This is a genomic window from Streptomyces sp. NPDC111507 (assembly GCF_055638955.1).
Map to the genome: position 1 here is coordinate 84,031 of NZ_JBVKBU010000002.1, position 15,236 is coordinate 99,266.

At 69.5% G+C, this 15,236-nt stretch carries 13 protein-coding genes; 1 reads left to right on the forward strand and 12 read right to left on the reverse strand.

What is annotated here, in order from left to right:
* Nucleotides 1-145: 145 nt before the first annotated feature.
* From ACZ7M2_RS07875 to ACZ7M2_RS07905, 7 genes are all read right to left on the reverse strand, one after another.
* Nucleotides 146-811 (reverse strand): arsenate reductase/protein-tyrosine-phosphatase family protein, encoded by a 666-nt coding sequence (locus tag ACZ7M2_RS07875; protein ID WP_054233230.1) that lies wholly within the window; start codon nt 809-811, stop codon nt 146-148.
* Nucleotides 808-1,455, reverse strand: a complete 648-nt coding sequence (locus ACZ7M2_RS07880) for an L-threonylcarbamoyladenylate synthase (protein WP_054233231.1) — start codon at nt 1,453-1,455, stop codon at nt 808-810. Before ACZ7M2_RS07880 ends, ACZ7M2_RS07875 begins: the two co-directional genes overlap by 4 nt.
* Before the next feature lie 53 nt (nt 1,456-1,508).
* On the reverse strand, nt 1,509-2,354 hold the full coding sequence (gene prmC, locus ACZ7M2_RS07885; protein WP_054233232.1) for a peptide chain release factor N(5)-glutamine methyltransferase: 846 nt from the start codon (nt 2,352-2,354) through the stop codon (nt 1,509-1,511).
* Nucleotides 2,355-2,476: 122 nt separating this feature from the next.
* Nucleotides 2,477-3,553, reverse strand: coding sequence for a peptide chain release factor 1 (gene prfA / locus ACZ7M2_RS07890; RefSeq protein ID WP_266628644.1), 1,077 nt, complete (start codon nt 3,551-3,553; stop codon nt 2,477-2,479).
* Between the two features lie 137 nt (nt 3,554-3,690).
* On the reverse strand, nt 3,691-3,912 hold the full coding sequence (rpmE, locus tag ACZ7M2_RS07895) for a 50S ribosomal protein L31 (protein ID WP_352052736.1): 222 nt from the start codon (nt 3,910-3,912) through the stop codon (nt 3,691-3,693).
* Between the two features lie 180 nt (nt 3,913-4,092).
* Nucleotides 4,093-5,232 (reverse strand): LCP family protein, encoded by a 1,140-nt coding sequence (locus ACZ7M2_RS07900; RefSeq protein WP_471594585.1) that lies wholly within the window; start codon nt 5,230-5,232, stop codon nt 4,093-4,095.
* 206 nt (nt 5,233-5,438) lie between these two features.
* Complete coding sequence (locus tag ACZ7M2_RS07905; RefSeq protein ID WP_471594586.1) at nt 5,439-6,908, reverse strand: trypsin-like serine protease; 1,470 nt, start codon at nt 6,906-6,908, stop codon at nt 5,439-5,441.
* Between ACZ7M2_RS07905 and ACZ7M2_RS07910 the strand changes: the two genes are divergently transcribed.
* The gene (locus tag ACZ7M2_RS07910; protein ID WP_471594587.1) at nt 6,874-7,242 is read left to right on the forward strand and encodes a hypothetical protein; all 369 of its coding nucleotides are present in this window, start codon (nt 6,874-6,876) and stop codon (nt 7,240-7,242) included. The genes ACZ7M2_RS07905 and ACZ7M2_RS07910 overlap by 35 nt on opposite strands.
* A gap of 143 nt (nt 7,243-7,385) precedes the next feature.
* Here ACZ7M2_RS07910 and rho read toward each other — a convergent pair whose 3' ends face one another.
* The 5 genes from rho to lysA form a co-directional block, all read right to left on the reverse strand.
* Nucleotides 7,386-9,431 carry a transcription termination factor Rho gene (gene rho, locus ACZ7M2_RS07915; protein ID WP_471594588.1) on the reverse strand — a complete coding sequence of 682 codons (2,046 nt, stop codon included), beginning with the start codon at nt 9,429-9,431 and terminating at the stop codon, nt 7,386-7,388.
* A gap of 388 nt (nt 9,432-9,819) precedes the next feature.
* The gene (gene thrB, locus ACZ7M2_RS07920; RefSeq protein ID WP_471594589.1) at nt 9,820-10,749 is read right to left on the reverse strand and encodes a homoserine kinase; all 930 of its coding nucleotides are present in this window, start codon (nt 10,747-10,749) and stop codon (nt 9,820-9,822) included.
* 483 nt (nt 10,750-11,232) lie between these two features.
* Nucleotides 11,233-12,291, reverse strand: a complete 1,059-nt coding sequence (gene thrC / locus ACZ7M2_RS07925; RefSeq protein ID WP_352052741.1) for a threonine synthase — start codon at nt 12,289-12,291, stop codon at nt 11,233-11,235.
* Between the two features lie 6 nt (nt 12,292-12,297).
* Nucleotides 12,298-13,596 (reverse strand): homoserine dehydrogenase, encoded by a 1,299-nt coding sequence (locus ACZ7M2_RS07930; RefSeq protein WP_352052755.1) that lies wholly within the window; start codon nt 13,594-13,596, stop codon nt 12,298-12,300.
* Nucleotides 13,597-13,836: 240 nt separating this feature from the next.
* Entirely contained in the window at nt 13,837-15,228 is a 1,392-nt protein-coding gene (gene lysA, locus ACZ7M2_RS07935) for a diaminopimelate decarboxylase (protein ID WP_471594590.1), read from the reverse strand.
* Nucleotides 15,229-15,236 lie beyond the last annotated feature (8 nt).

The window sequence follows — 15,236 nt, forward strand, 5'->3', positions numbered from 1 at the left end:
AATGTAGAACCGGGACCGGTGGGACGCCCGGTATTACGGCCTATCGGGCGCTCCACGAGAAAACGCCCACAACGACCTACGCGCGCGCCCGCACCCCCGTCAGCGCCGACCCATCCCCGACGCGCCCCTCGCACCGCGGGGCGGATCAGGCTCGCGCCCGCACCCCCGTCAGCGCCGTCACCACCGGATCCAGTGCCTCGTTGATCTCGTCGCCGATCGAGCGGAAGAACGGCAAAGGCGCGCCGTACGGGTCGAAGACCTCGTCCGCCTCCGCCGTCGGAGCCAGCAGCCACCCGCGTAGAGCGGCGGCGGCCCGCACCAGGGCACGGGCACGCTCGACCACACCGTCCTCCAGGGGCGGGAGGGTCGCCGGGTCTATGGCGCGGACCAGCCTGGTGAACTCCTTCAGGGTGAAGGTGCGCAGGCCCGCGGAGTGGCCCATGGAGATGACCTGGGCGCGGTGGTCGCGGGTCGCGGTGAGGACCAGGTCGGCCCTGATGACGTGGTCGTCGAGGAGCTCGCGGCCGACGAAGCCCGAGGGGTCCGCGCCGAAGTCCGCGAGGACCGTCTCGGCGTTGGCCTCCATGGGGGCGCCCTCGTGCCCCCAGGTGCCCGCACTCTCGACGATGAGTCCGCCCCACAGGGGGTCGCCCAGCCGGTCCGCGAGGGCATGGCGGGTCAGCCGCTCGGTGATCGGCGAGCGGCACACGTTGCCGGTGCTGACGTGGAGGATGCGGAAGGACCCCCTGGGGGACCCATTGGTCCCCGTGATCCCCGTGCCTATGCCACGCCCCGCGTCAGGGGCTGTCAATTCGCCACCTCGAGGTCGGGTACGACCTTCCGGAGCTCCTCCGCCGACAGGGCACCCGCACGCAGCAGGACCGGCACCTTGCCGGTGACGTCGACGATCGAGGAGGGAACGTTGCCGGGGGTCGGACCGCCGTCCAGGTACACGGAGACGGAGTCGCCGAGCATCTCCTGCGCGGCGTCACAGTCCTCCGGCGCCGGGTGGCCCGTGAGGTTCGCGGAGGAGACGGCCATCGGGCCGACCTCCGTCAGCAGTTCGATGGCGACCGGGTGCAGCGGCATACGGATGGCCACCGTGCCCCGGGTGTCCCCCAAGTCCCACTGCAGGGACGGCTGGTGCTTGGCGACGAGGGTCAGCGCACCCGGCCAGAACGCGTCGACGAGCTCCCAGGCCATCTCGGAGAAGTCCGTGACGAGACCGTGCAGGGTGTTCGGGGAGCCGATGAGGACAGGGGTGGGCATGTTGCGGCCCCGGCCCTTGGCCTCAAGGAGGTCGGCGACGGCTTCCGAGGTGAACGCGTCGGCGCCGATGCCGTACACCGTGTCCGTCGGGAGGACCACCAGCTCGCCACGGCGGACGGCGGACGCGGCCTCGCGCAGACCGGTGATGCGGTCGGTCGCGTCGTTGGTGTCGTATCGCCGTGCCATTTAGCGGGCCTCCTCGTACACGTACTGCTGGCTGGGGGTCACGATGCGCGCGCTCACGGCATCGCCTTGCGGGCGGTCGCGAACCGCGGCCGGTTGTTGAGGTCCGGGTGATCGGCCGCGTCGGCCCAGCCCCGCTCCTCGGTGAAGATCCACGGCACCTGCCCGCCCTGGGTGTCGGCGTGCTCGATGACGACGACACCGCCGGGGCGCAGCAGCCGGTGCGCGGTGCGCTCGATGCCACGGATGAGGTCGAGTCCGTCCTCGCCGGAGAACAGGGCGAGTTCGGGATCGTAGTCCCGGGCCTCCGGCGCCACGTACTCCCATTCCGTGAGCGGGATGTACGGCGGGTTGGAGATCACCAGGTCCACCTGGCCGTCGAGGTCCCTGAAGGCCTCCAGAGCGTCTCCCTGACGCAGGTCGACCCTGGACCCCTCGACGTTCTTGCGCGTCCACTGGAGGGCGTCCTCGGACAGCTCCACGGCGTGTACACGGGAGCGCGGGACCTCCTGCGCGAGCGCGAGCGCGATGGCGCCCGAGCCGGTGCACAGGTCGACGATCAGCGGCTCGACGACATCCATCGCGCGGACGGCGTCTATGGCCCAGCCGACGACGGATTCCGTCTCCGGACGCGGGACGAACACCCCTGGGCCCACCTGGAGTTCCAGATAGCGGAAGTAGGCGTGGCCGGTGATGTGCTGGAGCGGCTCGCGGGCCTCGCGGCGCGCGGTCACCTCCCAGTAGCGGGCGTCGAAGTCCACGTCCTTGACGGTGTGCAGCTCGCCCCGCTTCACGCCGTGCACGAAGGCGGCGAGCTCCTCCGCGTCGTTGCGCGGCGAGGGCACGCCGGCGTCGGCCAGCCGCTGGGTGGCCTGGGCCACTTCCGCGAGCAGCAGGTTCACGCTGGTCCTCCGGGGCTGAGCTGTTGTCGTACGGCTTGACGAGCAGGGCTTACTGGTACGGCCTCACAAAGCTGCGGCCGGCCGTCCGGCCGTTGCGCCGTTCGGCCGTCCGCCGTTCCGCCTTACGCGGCCGCGAGCTTCGCGGCCGAGTCGGCGTCGACGCACGCCTGGATCATCGCGTCGAGGTCCCCGTCGAGCACCTGGTCCAAGTTGTACGCCTTGAATCCGACGCGGTGGTCCGAGATGCGGTTCTCCGGGAAGTTGTACGTACGGATCTTCTCGGAGCGGTCGACGGTGCGGACCTGGCTGCGGCGGGCGTCCGCGGCCTCACGCTCCGCTTCCTCCTGCGCCGCGGCGAGGAGCCTGGAGCGCAGGATACGCATCGCCTGCTCCTTGTTCTGCAGCTGGCTCTTCTCGTTCTGGCAGGAGGCGACGACTCCGGTCGGAATGTGCGTGATGCGCACCGCGGAGTCGGTCGTGTTGACGGACTGACCGCCGGGGCCCGACGAGCGGTAGACGTCGATGCGCAGGTCGTTCGCGTGGATCTCGACGTCGACCTCCTCGGCCTCGGGCGTGACCAGCACACCGGCCGCGGAGGTGTGGATACGGCCCTGCGACTCGGTCGAGGGCACCCGCTGCACGCGGTGCACCCCGCCCTCGTACTTCAGGCGCGCCCAGACACCCTGACCAGGCTCGGTGGCACCCTGGCCGCCCTTGGTCTTCACGGCGACCTGGACGTCCTTGTAGCCGCCGAGCTCGGACTCGGTGGAGTCGATGATCTCGGTCTTCCAGCCGACGCGCTCGGCGTAGCGCAGGTACATGCGCAGCAGGTCGCCGGCGAACAGGGCCGACTCGTCGCCGCCCGCGCCCGCCTTGATCTCGAGGATGACGTCCTTGTCGTCGCTGGGGTCGCGCGGGACCAGCAGCAGGCGGAGCTTCTCGGTGAGCTCCTCGCGCTGCTTCTCCAGCTCCTTGACCTCGGCCGCGAAGTCGGGGTCGTCGGCGGCGAGCTCCTTCGCCGTGCCGATGTCGTCCCCGGTCTGCTTCCAGGAGCGGTACGTCGCGACGATCGGGGTCAGCTCGGCGTAGCGCTTGTTCAGCTTGCGCGCGTTGGCCTGGTCGGCGTGGACCGACGGGTCAGCGAGCTTCTTCTCCAGATCGGCGTGCTCGCCGATGAGTTCCTCGACCGCCTCGAACATCTCCGGCTCCAATGGACTGTCCCCAGCTCCATCATGGGCTCAGGGACGTAGGTAAGACGAATGTGGGGGCTGCACCGCAAAGCGCCGGTCCCGGCGCCCCCGTGCCGGGGACGCCGAAGACCGGCGCTGTGGGCTCGCTACTTCTTGGCAGCGGCAGCCTTGCCGAAGCGGGCCTCGAAGCGGGCCACGCGGCCACCGGTGTCGAGGATCTTCTGCTTGCCCGTGTAGAACGGGTGGCACTCGGAGCAGACCTCGGCGCGGATGGCACCGCTGGAGATCGTGCTACGGGTGGTGAACGACGCGCCACAGGTGCAGCTGACCTGCGTCTCGACGTACTCGGGGTGGATGTCGCGCTTCAAGGTGTCTCCTAGTTTCGGGAGGGCGCCGGGTCGCCACCGCGGGATGCGGGTGCGTGAACCGGAGCCGACGTACCAGTCTGCCAGGACTGGCGCCATCCCCCAAAACCGGGGGCTTGGGCGATCTATTCCCGAGCCTGCGTACGGGGCTCGTACCGGCCCCCGCTGGGCCTGGGTACCGGCTCAGCTCGAACTGACGACGCCCTTCGCGGTGCCCGTGGCCGTGCCCTTCGTGGCCGCCTTCGGGATCGTCCGGTCGTTCTTCAGGGCGGTCCACACCAGCTTCGCCTTGGCCTTGTCGACGAGGACGCGGTTGGCGTCCGCGCTGTCGTACTGGACCGGCATCGTCACCATGTTCATGTTCGACGAGCTGATGCCCTTGAGGCCGTTGGCGAAGGACGCGAGGTTCTTGACCGTGCCGAGGTCGGAGTCGGTCGTGACGGTCTTGGTCGCGGTGTCGGCGAGGTCGTACAGCTTGGTGGGGCTGGACAGCACGCCGATGTGCTTGACCTGGTTGACCAGGGCCTTGATGAACGCCTGCTGGAGCTGGATGCGGCCGAGGTCGGAGCCGTCGCCGACGCCGTGCCGGGTGCGGACGAGGCCGAGCGCCTGCTGTCCGTCGAGGGTGTGCGTGCCGGCGGTCAGGTTCAGATGACTGTCGGGGTCCTTGATGTTCTTGGTGGTGGTCACCCGAACACCGCCGAGGTCGTCGATGAGCTTCTGGAAGCCGCTGAAGTCGACCTCGACGTAGTGGTCCATGCGGATACCGGACATGGATTCGACGGTCTTCACCGCGCAGGCGGCCCCGCCGGTGGAGTACGCGGAGTTGAACATCACGCTGGTCGCGGCGTCGTGGGTGACGCCCTTGGCGTCGGTGCAGGAGGGGCGCGGGACGAGGGTGTCGCGGGGTATGGAGACCACGCTGGCCTTCTTGTGGCCCTCGTATATGTGCACGATCATCGCCGTGTCCGAGCGGGCGCTGCCGTCGTCGGTGCCGCCACCGAGGTCCTTGTTGCTGCCGGAGCGGGTGTCGGAGCCCAGGACCAGGATGTTCTCGGAGCCGTTGTCGACCTTCAGCGGCCGGTCGGTACCGAGGGCCTGGTTGATGTCGACGGTCTTGATGTTGCCGTTGAGCTTGAAGTACACGTACCCGGCGCCGGCGCCCCCCAGCACCACGATGCCCGCGGCGGTCCAGGCCGTGATGAACAGGGCCTTGCTTCGCGTGCCGCGCGGCTTGCGGCGGCTGCCCTTCGCGCGGCGAAGCGGGGCGCTCGTTCCGGGATCGCCCGGTGTGCCGGGTTCCGGCATGCTCTCGGCAGGCATGTGCTCCTCTTGTCCTCGTTGCGGTCGGTTACCCCCTGTTTTCAGGGCCAATCCCGGGCCGGTGCGACGTGGTGCCTCATGGTCGCTCCGTACGGTCAGACGGGGAAACTCGGGCAAGGGTTGCACAACGCACTGCGCCCACCGCGTGGCGCGATGGGCACAGTGCGTGACGGGTGAGCTCGGGGAAACCCCGCTCACCTGCGGCTTCAGCCGAAGAGGTCGTACTGCTTGAAATCAGTGCCGATCTTGATGGCTGTGGCGAAGATCTCGCTGGTCGCCTTGCCGGTACCGGGGTAGAGGTAGAGCGTGCCGGCAGGCGTACGGGCCAGGAAGTCGGCCTTGCCGTCACCGGTCACGTCGCCCACCGCGTCGAAGGCGTTGTAGCCGGCCCAGGTGCGCACCTTGATCCGGCTGGAGAACGCGCCGGAGCCCGCCTTGCCGGTGCCCTTGAAGAGGTAGACGTACGAGCCGGTCTTGCTGCGCGCGATCAGGTCGGCCTTGCCGTCGCCGGTGAAGTCGCCGTGGGCGCGCAGGGAGTTGTACTGGTTCCAGCCGGAGCTCACCTTGACGCGGGCCGAGAAGGTGCCGTTGCCCTTGCCCGGGTAGATCCACAGGACGCCGCCGGAGTCGACCGAGAGCAGGTCGGGCAGGGCGTCACCGGTGACGTCGCCCGGGGCGACGACGCGGGTGCGGGTCTTCCAGTCGCTGAAGAGCTTGGTGTCGGCCCACTTGCCCGTGGACGGCAGGTAGTGCCACCAGTGGATGTCGCCGTTGGAGGTGTGGCGCTCGACGACGTCCTGGAAGCCGTCCCGGTCGAGGTCGGTCTGCAGGACGACGTTCGACGTGCTCCAGCCGCCCCACGACTGCCGGGCGCCGAACGAAGTGCCGTTGGAGTCCTTCTCGTACAGCGTCTTCGTGGACGAGTTGCGCACGAACAGGTCGGCCTTGTGGTCACCGCTCAGGTTCGCGTCGTCGACGCGCGGGTAGGCGGCACCGACGTACGAGCTGACCTTGGTGAAGACGCTGTACGCGCCCTTGTCGACGCAGTCCACCACGCCCCAGGAGACGACGCCCACGATGCGGCCGCCCACGATCAGCGGGCCGCCGGAGTCGCCGTTGCAGGCCGAGGTGGTGCCGGTGTCGCTGCCGGTCGCGGGGTTGCCCGCGCAGACCATGTGGCCCTTGATGAACTCGCCGCCGTAGTAGCCGCCGCACGTGGCGTCGGACTTGATGGGCAGCGTGGCCGTCTTCAGGGTCTGGGAGATGTCCTGGGTGGCGGAGGAGGTGCGGCCCCAGCCGTAGAGCGTCGCCTTCGTGCCGGAGGCGTACGAGGCGGTGTCGCCCGACGTCGTCATCCGGATCGGCTTGGCCTTGACGGGCCCGTCCAACGTGAGGACCGCGATGTCGTTGTCGATGGTCGACGCGTTGTACGAGGGGTGGTTCCACTGCCGCGACACGAAGCTGGCGGTACCGCCGTGCAGATCGGTTCCGCCTGCCGAGGGAAGCTGAGAAGTGCCGGTGACGACGGCGCCGTGGGCCTTCCAGTCGTAGCCCTTGACGCAGTGCGCGGCGGTGAGGATCTTCGTCGGCGAGACGACGGAGCCGGCGCAGAAGAAGCCGACGTCGTCGCTGGTGCTGCTGGTGCCCTTGTCGTCGGAGTACAAGAGCTGGGCCATCCACGGGGCGGTGGTGATGGTGGTCGTGGTGCCGCCGATGATCTTCGGGTCGACGGAGGCGCTGCTCGTGTTCGCGCTCGCGCTCGTGCCGGTGCTCGTGCTCGTGCTCGGAGAGGACTTCGTCGTCGACTGTCCGGCCGTGCCGTCACTCGCGATGGCCCTGGCGATCCGCTTCTCCAGCGTGGCCAGGCTCGGCGAGGTACCGGTCGTCCTGGCGAGCGGAGCCGGCTGCGCGGTGGCGGCGTTCGCCGACGACATCAGGAGCGCACCCCCGACGGCCGCCGCCAAGGTGGCCGCCGCGACGGGCACGGCGATGCGTATCCGGCGTCTGTGACGACCGCGCCCGGACATGGACGTATCCACTCAAGTCCCCCCTGAGACTCATACGTTGAAAGAGAGCGCGATCGTACATGTGTCCCAGGGAGCACAAAGGGCCGCCCCCGTCACCGGGAGCGGCCCTCAGCTGTGCGGATGTCGTCAGTCGTTGCCCGGCATCGGCGTCGTCTTCTGGATCTGCAGCAGGAACTCGGCGTTCGACTTCGTCTGCTTCATCTTGTCGAGCAGCAGCTCGATCGCCTGCTGCTGGTCGAGCGCGTGCAGCACGCGACGCAGCTTCCAGGTGATGGCGAGCTCGTCGCTGCCGAGCAGGATCTCTTCCTTACGGGTACCGGACGCGTCGACGTCCACCGCCGGGAAGATGCGCTTGTCGGCGAGCTTCCGGTCGAGCTTGAGCTCGGCGTTGCCGGTGCCCTTGAACTCCTCGAAGATCACCTCGTCCATGCGGGACCCGGTGTCGACGAGCGCGGTCGCGAGGATGGTCAGCGAGCCGCCGTCCTCGATGTTGCGCGCGGCACCGAAGAAGCGCTTCGGCGGGTAGAGGGCCGTCGAGTCGACACCACCGGACAGGATGCGGCCGGAGGCCGGGGCGGCGAGGTTGTACGCACGGCCCAGACGCGTGATCGAGTCGAGCAGGACGACGACGTCGTGGCCCAGCTCCACGAGGCGCTTGGCACGCTCGATGGCGAGCTCGGCGACCGTGGTGTGGTCCTCGGCCGGGCGGTCGAAGGTCGAGGAGATGACCTCGCCCTTCACCGACCGCTGCATGTCGGTGACCTCTTCCGGACGCTCGTCGACCAGGACGACCATCAGGTGGCACTCGGGGTTGTTGTGCGTGATCGCGTTGGCGATCGCCTGCATGATCATGGTCTTGCCGGTCTTCGGCGGGGCCACGATCAGACCACGCTGGCCCTTGCCGATCGGCGCGACGAGGTCGATGATGCGCGTCGTCAGCACGCCCGGGTCCGTCTCCAGGCGGAGGCGGTCCTGCGGGTAAAGGGGCGTCAGCTTGTTGAACTCCGGTCGCCCGCGCCCGGAGTCGGGGGCCATGCCGTTGGTCGAGTCCAGGCGCACCAGCGCGTTGAACTTCTCGCGGCGCTCGCCGTCCTTGGGCTGACGGACCGCACCCGTGACGTGGTCACCCTTGCGCAGACCGTTCTTGCGGACCTGGGCGAGAGAGACGTACACGTCGTTCGGGCCCGGCAGGTAGCCGGACGTACGGATGAACGCGTAGTTGTCGAGGATGTCCAAGATGCCCGCGACGGGGATCAGGACGTCGTCGTCGGCGAGCTGCGGCTCGTTGGTGGCGAACTCGTCGCGGCCACGACGGCCCCGACGGTCGCGGTAGCGCCCGCGACGGCCGCGGCGGCCGCCCTCGAAGTCGTCGTCGTCCTGCGGGCCGTTGTCACGCTGCTGGCGGTCCTGACGGCCGCCGCCCTGCTGCTGACGGTCCTGCCGGTCCTGGCGCTGCTGACCGGCGCCGCCCTGGCCCTGACCCTGGCCCTGCTGCTGCTGCTCGTCGCCCTTGCCACCGCGGCGGTCACGGTCACGGCCGCCCCGCTCGCGGTCGCCACGCTCGCCGCGGTCACGGCGGTCCCGGCGGCCCTGCCGACCGTCGACGCCGTCACCGGCGTCGGTCCTGGTCTCGGCGGGGGCCTCGACGACGGCGGTCTTCGGCTCGCTCTTCGCCTCGGCGGTGACCGTCTCGGGGCTGCCGGCCTCGGCCACGGCACGGCGCCGGCGGCGCTCACCCGCGGGGGCGTCGTCGCTGGCCGGCTGGCCGGGGATCTCGATCTGCTGCTGGGCCACGGCCTTCTCGGCCGCGGGCTTCTCGGCGGCCTTCTTCTCGGCGGCCGGAGCGGCGTCGTCGCCGGTACGGGCCTTGGAGGTGGCCCGGCGCTTCGGCTTGGTCTCGGTGGCGGCCTCGGCGGTCTTCGCCGGGGCACCCCCGCCCGCCTGCGCCTCCTTGATGACCTCGATCAGCTGGCTCTTGCGCATCCGCGCGGTGCCCCTGATACCGAGGCCGGACGCGACCTGCTGCAGCTCGGCCAGCACCATGCCCTCGAGGCCGGTACCGCGGCGCCGCCGGGAGCCGGCACCGGAGGCAGGCGCGGCAGAGGCGTCCGTGGCGGGCGCGGCAGCGGTCTCCTCGACACGTGCGCCCATCAGATCGGTGGTGTCGCTCACGAAGGGTCCTTCCCTGGAGCGGACGTCGGCCTGTCTGGCTCGGCGACCGGTTGTGCTGTCCGGCATTGGTCCTTGCTGTGTGGACCGTGCCGGGGCGGTGGTCCGCCAAAGAGGCGGAAGACATATCTGGTGATGACGATTCCGGAGCCGTGGCACTGAATTGCGGTGTCATCGGCACGGTCACGCCGGTTCCGGAGCGTGCTCAGCACTGCTCAGCGCATAGCACCCAATGCATGGCACAAAGCAGTTTGGGAGGCTCCCGGAAGAATGGTTGTCCCGGACGGGGACACGAAGCACCTCGCCATGGTGGGGTCGGGTGCAGACTTGAGGTTAACACTACCGGATCCAACAAACATTCCCCCTCTCCAAATCCGGCAACCGCGCGCTATTAATGGACGCCCGCCGGAGCGAGCGGCAGGACGCACGCCCCCGCCTCGTCGAGGTCCAGCCGATTGGCGGCCCAGCCCTGACCTGCGAGATGAGCGACCTTGTCGGCGGATTCCTCGTCGGCCAGCGCGAGGACAGTGGGGCCCGCGCCGGAGATCACCGCGGGGATGCCGTCGGCCCGCAGCCGCTCCACCAGCGCCGCGCTCTCCGGCATGGCCGGGGCGCGGTACTCCTGGTGCAGCCGGTCCTCGGTGGCGGGCAGCAGCAGCTCGGGGCGCCGGCTGAGGGCCTCGACGAGCAGTGCGGCCCGGCCCGCGTTGGCGGCGGCGTCGACGTGCGGAACGGTACGCGGCAGCAGACCACGCGCGGTCTCGGTGAGCACCGGCTTTCCGGGAACGAAAACCACCGGAACGATGGAATCGGCAGGGTCCATCCTGATCGCCCGCGCGGCTCCGGCCTCCATCCAGGAGAGCGTGAATCCACCCAGCAGACAGGCCGCGACATTGTCGGGATGGCCCTCGATCTCGGTGGCGAGCTCAAGAAGCGCGCTGTCGTCGAGTTTGCTGTCGCCGCCTATGGTCACGGCGCGTGCGGCGACGATTCCGGCGCAGATGGCGGCCGAGGAGGAGCCGAGACCCCGCCCGTGCGGAATGCGATTGGCGCAGACGATCTCGAGGCCGCGCGGTTGTCCGCCCAGCAGATCGAAGGCGGTGCGCAGGGAGCGTACGAGGAGGTGGTTCTCGTCGCGGGGCAGCGTCTCGCTGCCCTCACCTGCGATGTCGATGTGCAGCCCGGAGTCGGCCACCCGGACGACCACGTCGTCGTACAGCCCCAGTGACAGGCCGAAGGCGTCGAAGCCCGGCCCGAGGTTGGCGCTGGTGGCGGGGACGCGCACCCGGACGGCGGCGGCGCGGAACGCTGGACCGGCCATCGCTCGATGACTCTCCTTGAGCTGCGTGATGTACGAGATTTTCGATGTGCTGCGAGAGGAACTGCGTGTTTCGGATGAACTCTGATGAACTGCGAGAGGGACTGCGATACGTACGGAAGACCCGGAGACGCAGTGACTGTCCTGACTGCACTGACGGCGCGGCACCGCGGCATATGCGGCGGGCGGGTTCGGTACAGCCTATCGAAGGAAGGTTCTGTGGCGACATAGGGCGCACAGGAGGCGCACGATGCGTGTCGTAAGCCCCCCGTGCACCCCCTGTCGGGTTGCGGTAGGGGTGACCTTGACAGCGGCCGGATTTCGCCAAGTTCTGGCGAAATCCGCCCGCCGCTGATGGCCTCTGACAGGCCCCGACGGCTTTTGGCGGATGTGCGCCAGGCGGCTTTACGCCACTCTGTCCACCCCGCCGCCCGCCGGTCCGAGCCCCTATGCTTTACGGCCCCTTTGCCTTCCGGCCGTTTTGTCTTACGCCAGTCCGAGCCGCTCCGCCGCCGCGGCCGCGTCCACAGGAACGGTAACCGGCTGCGGGGCGCCCGCAACGGCCCAGTCCGGATCCTTGAGCCCGTTTCCAGTGACGGTGCAGACGATCCGCTGGCCGGGGTCGACCTTGCCCTGCTCGGCGGCCTTCAGCAGACCGGCGACCGACGCGGCGGACGCGGGCTCGACGAAAACACCCTCCTGTGCGGCCAACAGCCGGTAGGCGCGCAGGATCTCACGGTCCGTCACCTCGTCGATGAAGCCGCCGGACTCGTCCCGTGCGGCCAGCGCGAACTTCCACGAGGCCGGGTTGCCGATGCGGATCGCCGTGGCGATCGTCGACGGGTCCTTGACGACCTCGCCGCGCACGATGGGCGCGGAACCGGAGGCCTGGAAGCCCCACATGCGCGGGGTGCGCCCGGCGATGCCGTCGGCGGCGTACTCCGTGTAGCCCTTCCAGTACGCGGTGATGTTGCCCGCGTTGCCCACCGGCAGGACGTGGATGTCGGGCGCGTCGCCGAGCATGTCCACGATCTCGAAGGCGGCGGTCTTCTGCCCCTCGATGCGCACCGGGTTGACCGAATTGACCAGCGCCACCGGGTAGTTGTCGGACAGCGAGCGCGCGAGCGTCAGGCAGTCGTCGAAGTTGCCGTCGACCTGGAGGATCTTCGCCCCGTGCACGAGGGCCTGGCCCATCTTGCCGATGGCGATCTTGCCCCGCGGGACGAGCACGGCACACACCATGCCCGCACGCACGGCGTACGCGGCGGCGGAGGCGGACGTATTGCCGGTGGAGGCGCAGATGACAGCCTTCGCGCCCTCCTCCTTGGCCCGGGTGATGGCCATGGTCATACCGCGGTCCTTGAAGGACCCGGTCGGATTGGCGCCCTCCACCTTCAGGTGGACCTCGCAGCCCGTGCGCTCGGAGAGCACCTGCGCGGGCACGAGCGGCGTACCGCCCTCACGGAGCGTCACGACCGGCGTGCTGTCGGACACCGGAAGCCGGTCCCGGTACTCCTCGATGATTCCGCGCCACTGGTGGGTCATTGCTGGTTACTCTCCTTCAACCCGCATGATGCTGGCGACACCCCGCACGGTGTCGAGGCTGCGCAGCGCCTGCACGGTCCCGTTCAGGGACGCGTCGGACGCTCGATGGGTGACGACGACGAGAGAGGCCTCGCCGCCTCCGTCTTGTCGTCCCTGCTGGCGCACCGTATCGATCGATACGCCGTGCTCGGCGAAAACGGTGGCCACCTGGGCGAGAACACCAGGTTTGTCCGCCACGTCGAGGCTGATGTGGTAGCGCGTCACGACCTCGCCCATGGGCGAGACGGGCAACTGGGTGTACGCGGAGTCGCCGGGCCCGGTCGCACCGCTGAGCTTGTTGCGGCAGACGGCGACGAGGTCACCGAGCACGGCGGAAGCGGTCGGGGCGCCGCCGGCGCCCGGCCCGTAGAACATGAGCTGCCCGGCGGCATCCGACTCGACGAACACCGCGTTGTACGCGCCGCGCACGGAGGCGAGGGGGTGGCTCAGCGGAATCATCGCCGGATGCACGCGCGCCGTCACCGATCCCCCGTCCGCCGCCCGCTCACAGATGGCGAGCAGCTTGATGGTGCAGCCCATCTCCTTCGCCGAGGCGAAGTCGGCGGCGGTGACCTCGGTCATGCCCTCGCGGTACACGTCGTCGAGGCGCACACGCGTGTGGAAGGCGATTCCGGCGAGGATGGCGGCCTTGGCGGCCGCGTCGAACGCCTCGACGTCGGCGGTCGGGTCGGCTTCGGCGTACCCGAGCGCGGTGGCCTCGTCGAGGGCTTCCTGATAGCCGGCCCCGGTGGAGTCCATCTTGTCGAGGATGAAGTTCGTCGTCCCGTTGACGATCCCCATCACGCGGTTGATCTTGTCACCGGCGAGGGACTCGCGCAGCGGCCGGATCAGCGGGATGGCGCCGGCGACGGCGGCCTCGTAGTAGAGGTCCCGGTTGTTCGCCTCCGCCGCCGCGTGCAGGGCTGCCCCGTCCTGGGCGAGGAGCGCCTTGTTGGCGGAGACGACGGAGGCGCCGTGCTCGAAGGCGGTGGTGATGAGGGAGCGGGCGGGCTCGATACCGCCGATGACCTCGACGACGACGTCGATGTCCCCGCGTTTGACGAGGGCGGTGGCGTCGGTGGTGACGAGTTCGGGATCGATGCCCTCGCGCACCTTGGAGGGCCGGCGGACGGCCACGCCCGCCAGCTCGACGGGGGCCCCGATCCTGGCCGCAAGGTCGTCGGCGTGCGTCGTCATGATGCGCGCCACCTCTGAGCCGACAACCCCACAGCCCAGCAGCGCCACCTTCAGCGGACGCGTACGCATCATCCGACCTCGTTTCCTCATACCGTCTACGGTTGGACCAGTCTCACTCACCGGACGGGAGTTTCTATCCATGGTCCGGATCGTGAGACATCTATTTCATTTTTCCGACCGCCGGCGACAGGAGATCTTCCACCTGCGCCGACCGTCCCTTCCGACCTCGCCCAGCGGGTCGTCCCGAGCTCGCCCGCCCGGTCGTCCCGAGCTCGACCAGCCTCGGTCATTCCTCCCTCGACCGGCCGGTCATCCGACGTCGAGACGCAGGAGGTCCTCCTCCGTCTCCCGGCGGACGATCACCCATGCCTCACCGTCGCGCACGGCGACGACCGGCGGGCGCAGGGCGTGGTTGTAGTTGCTGGCCATGGACCGGCAGTAGGCACCCGTGGCGGGTACGGCGATGAGATCGCCGGGGGCCAGGTCGGAGGGCAGGAAGGCGTCCTTGACCACGATGTCGCCACTCTCGCAGTGCTTGCCGACGACGCGGACGAGCATGGGCTCGGCGTCGGAGGTACGCGAGACGAGGGCGACGCTGTACTCGGCGTCGTACAGCGCGGTCCGGATGTTGTCGGACATGCCCCCGTCGACGGAGACGTACGTCCGCAGCCCTTCGAGCGGCTTGATGGTGCCGACCTCGTAGAGCGTGAAGGCGGTGGGCCCGACGATGGCCCGCCCCGGCTCCACCGAGATCCGGGGCGTCCGCAGCTTCGCGGCCTCGCACTCCCGCGTGACGATCTCGCCCAGCGCCTTCGCGATCTCGTGCGGCTCGCGGGGATCGTCGTCACTCGTGTACGCGATGCCGAGACCACCACCGAGGTCGATCTCGGGCAGCTCGACCCCGTGCTCGTCACGAACGGCGGCCAGCAGCGACACCACCCGCCGGGCGGCGACCTCGAACCCGGCCATGTCGAAGATCTGCGAACCGATGTGCGAATGGATGCCCACGAGCTCGAGCCCGTCGAGCGCGAGCGCCCGCCGCACCGCCTCCGCGGCCTGCCCGTCGGCCAGCGCGATCCCGAACTTCTGGTCCTCGTGGGCGGTGGCGATGAACTCGTGGGTGTGCGCCTCGACCCCTACGGTCACGCGGATCTGCACCCGCTGCCGCTTGCCGAGGGACTGCGCGATGTGGGCGACGCGGACGATCTCCTGGAAGGAGTCGAGAACGATCCGCCCGACCCCGCTCACGATGGCGGTGGTGATCTCTTCCTCGGACTTGTTGTTGCCGTGGAAGGCGATGCGGTCGGCGGGCATCCCGGCGGAGAGGGCGGTGGCGAGCTCACCGCCGGAGCACACGTCGAGGTTGAGCCCCTCCTCGTGCAGCCACCGCACGACGGCGCGCGAGAGGAAGGCCTTCCCGGCGTAGAAGACATCGGCGTCGTGCCCGAAGGCGGTCCGCCAGGCACGGGCACGATCGCGGAAGTCGGCCTCGTCGATGAAGTAGGCGGGGGTGCCGAACTCCTCAGCGAGCCGGGTGACTTCCATCCCACCGACACTGAGGACTCCGTCGTCCGTACGGCTGACGGTGTGCGCCCAGACCTTGGGGTCGAGGGCGTTGAGGTCGGCGGGCGGGGCGCTGTAGTGGCCCTCGGTGAGGACATCGGCGTGACGGGGGCCGGCGGGGTGTGCGGAACGGCTCATTTTTCTCT

What these genes read in the sequence shown, in the direction of transcription:
- thrC (WP_352052741.1), bottom strand. Translation starts at nt 12,291, where the DNA reads ATGACCCACCAGTGGCGCGGAATCATCGAGGAGTACCGGGACCGGCTT.
- lysA (WP_471594590.1), bottom strand. Translation starts at nt 15,228, where the DNA reads ATGAGCCGTTCCGCACACCCCGCCGGCCCCCGTCACGCCGATGTCCTC.
- prfA (WP_266628644.1), bottom strand. Translation starts at nt 3,553, where the DNA reads ATGTTCGAGGCGGTCGAGGAACTCATCGGCGAGCACGCCGATCTGGAG.
- ACZ7M2_RS07930 (WP_352052755.1), bottom strand. Translation starts at nt 13,596, where the DNA reads ATGCGTACGCGTCCGCTGAAGGTGGCGCTGCTGGGCTGTGGGGTTGTC.
- ACZ7M2_RS07900 (WP_471594585.1), bottom strand. Translation starts at nt 5,232, where the DNA reads ATGCCTGCCGAGAGCATGCCGGAACCCGGCACACCGGGCGATCCCGGA.
- ACZ7M2_RS07905 (WP_471594586.1), bottom strand. Translation starts at nt 6,908, where the DNA reads ATGGCCCAGCTCTTGTACTCCGACGACAAGGGCACCAGCAGCACCAGC.
- ACZ7M2_RS07880 (WP_054233231.1), bottom strand. Translation starts at nt 1,455, where the DNA reads ATGGCACGGCGATACGACACCAACGACGCGACCGACCGCATCACCGGT.
- thrB (WP_471594589.1), bottom strand. Translation starts at nt 10,749, where the DNA reads ATGGCCGGTCCAGCGTTCCGCGCCGCCGCCGTCCGGGTGCGCGTCCCC.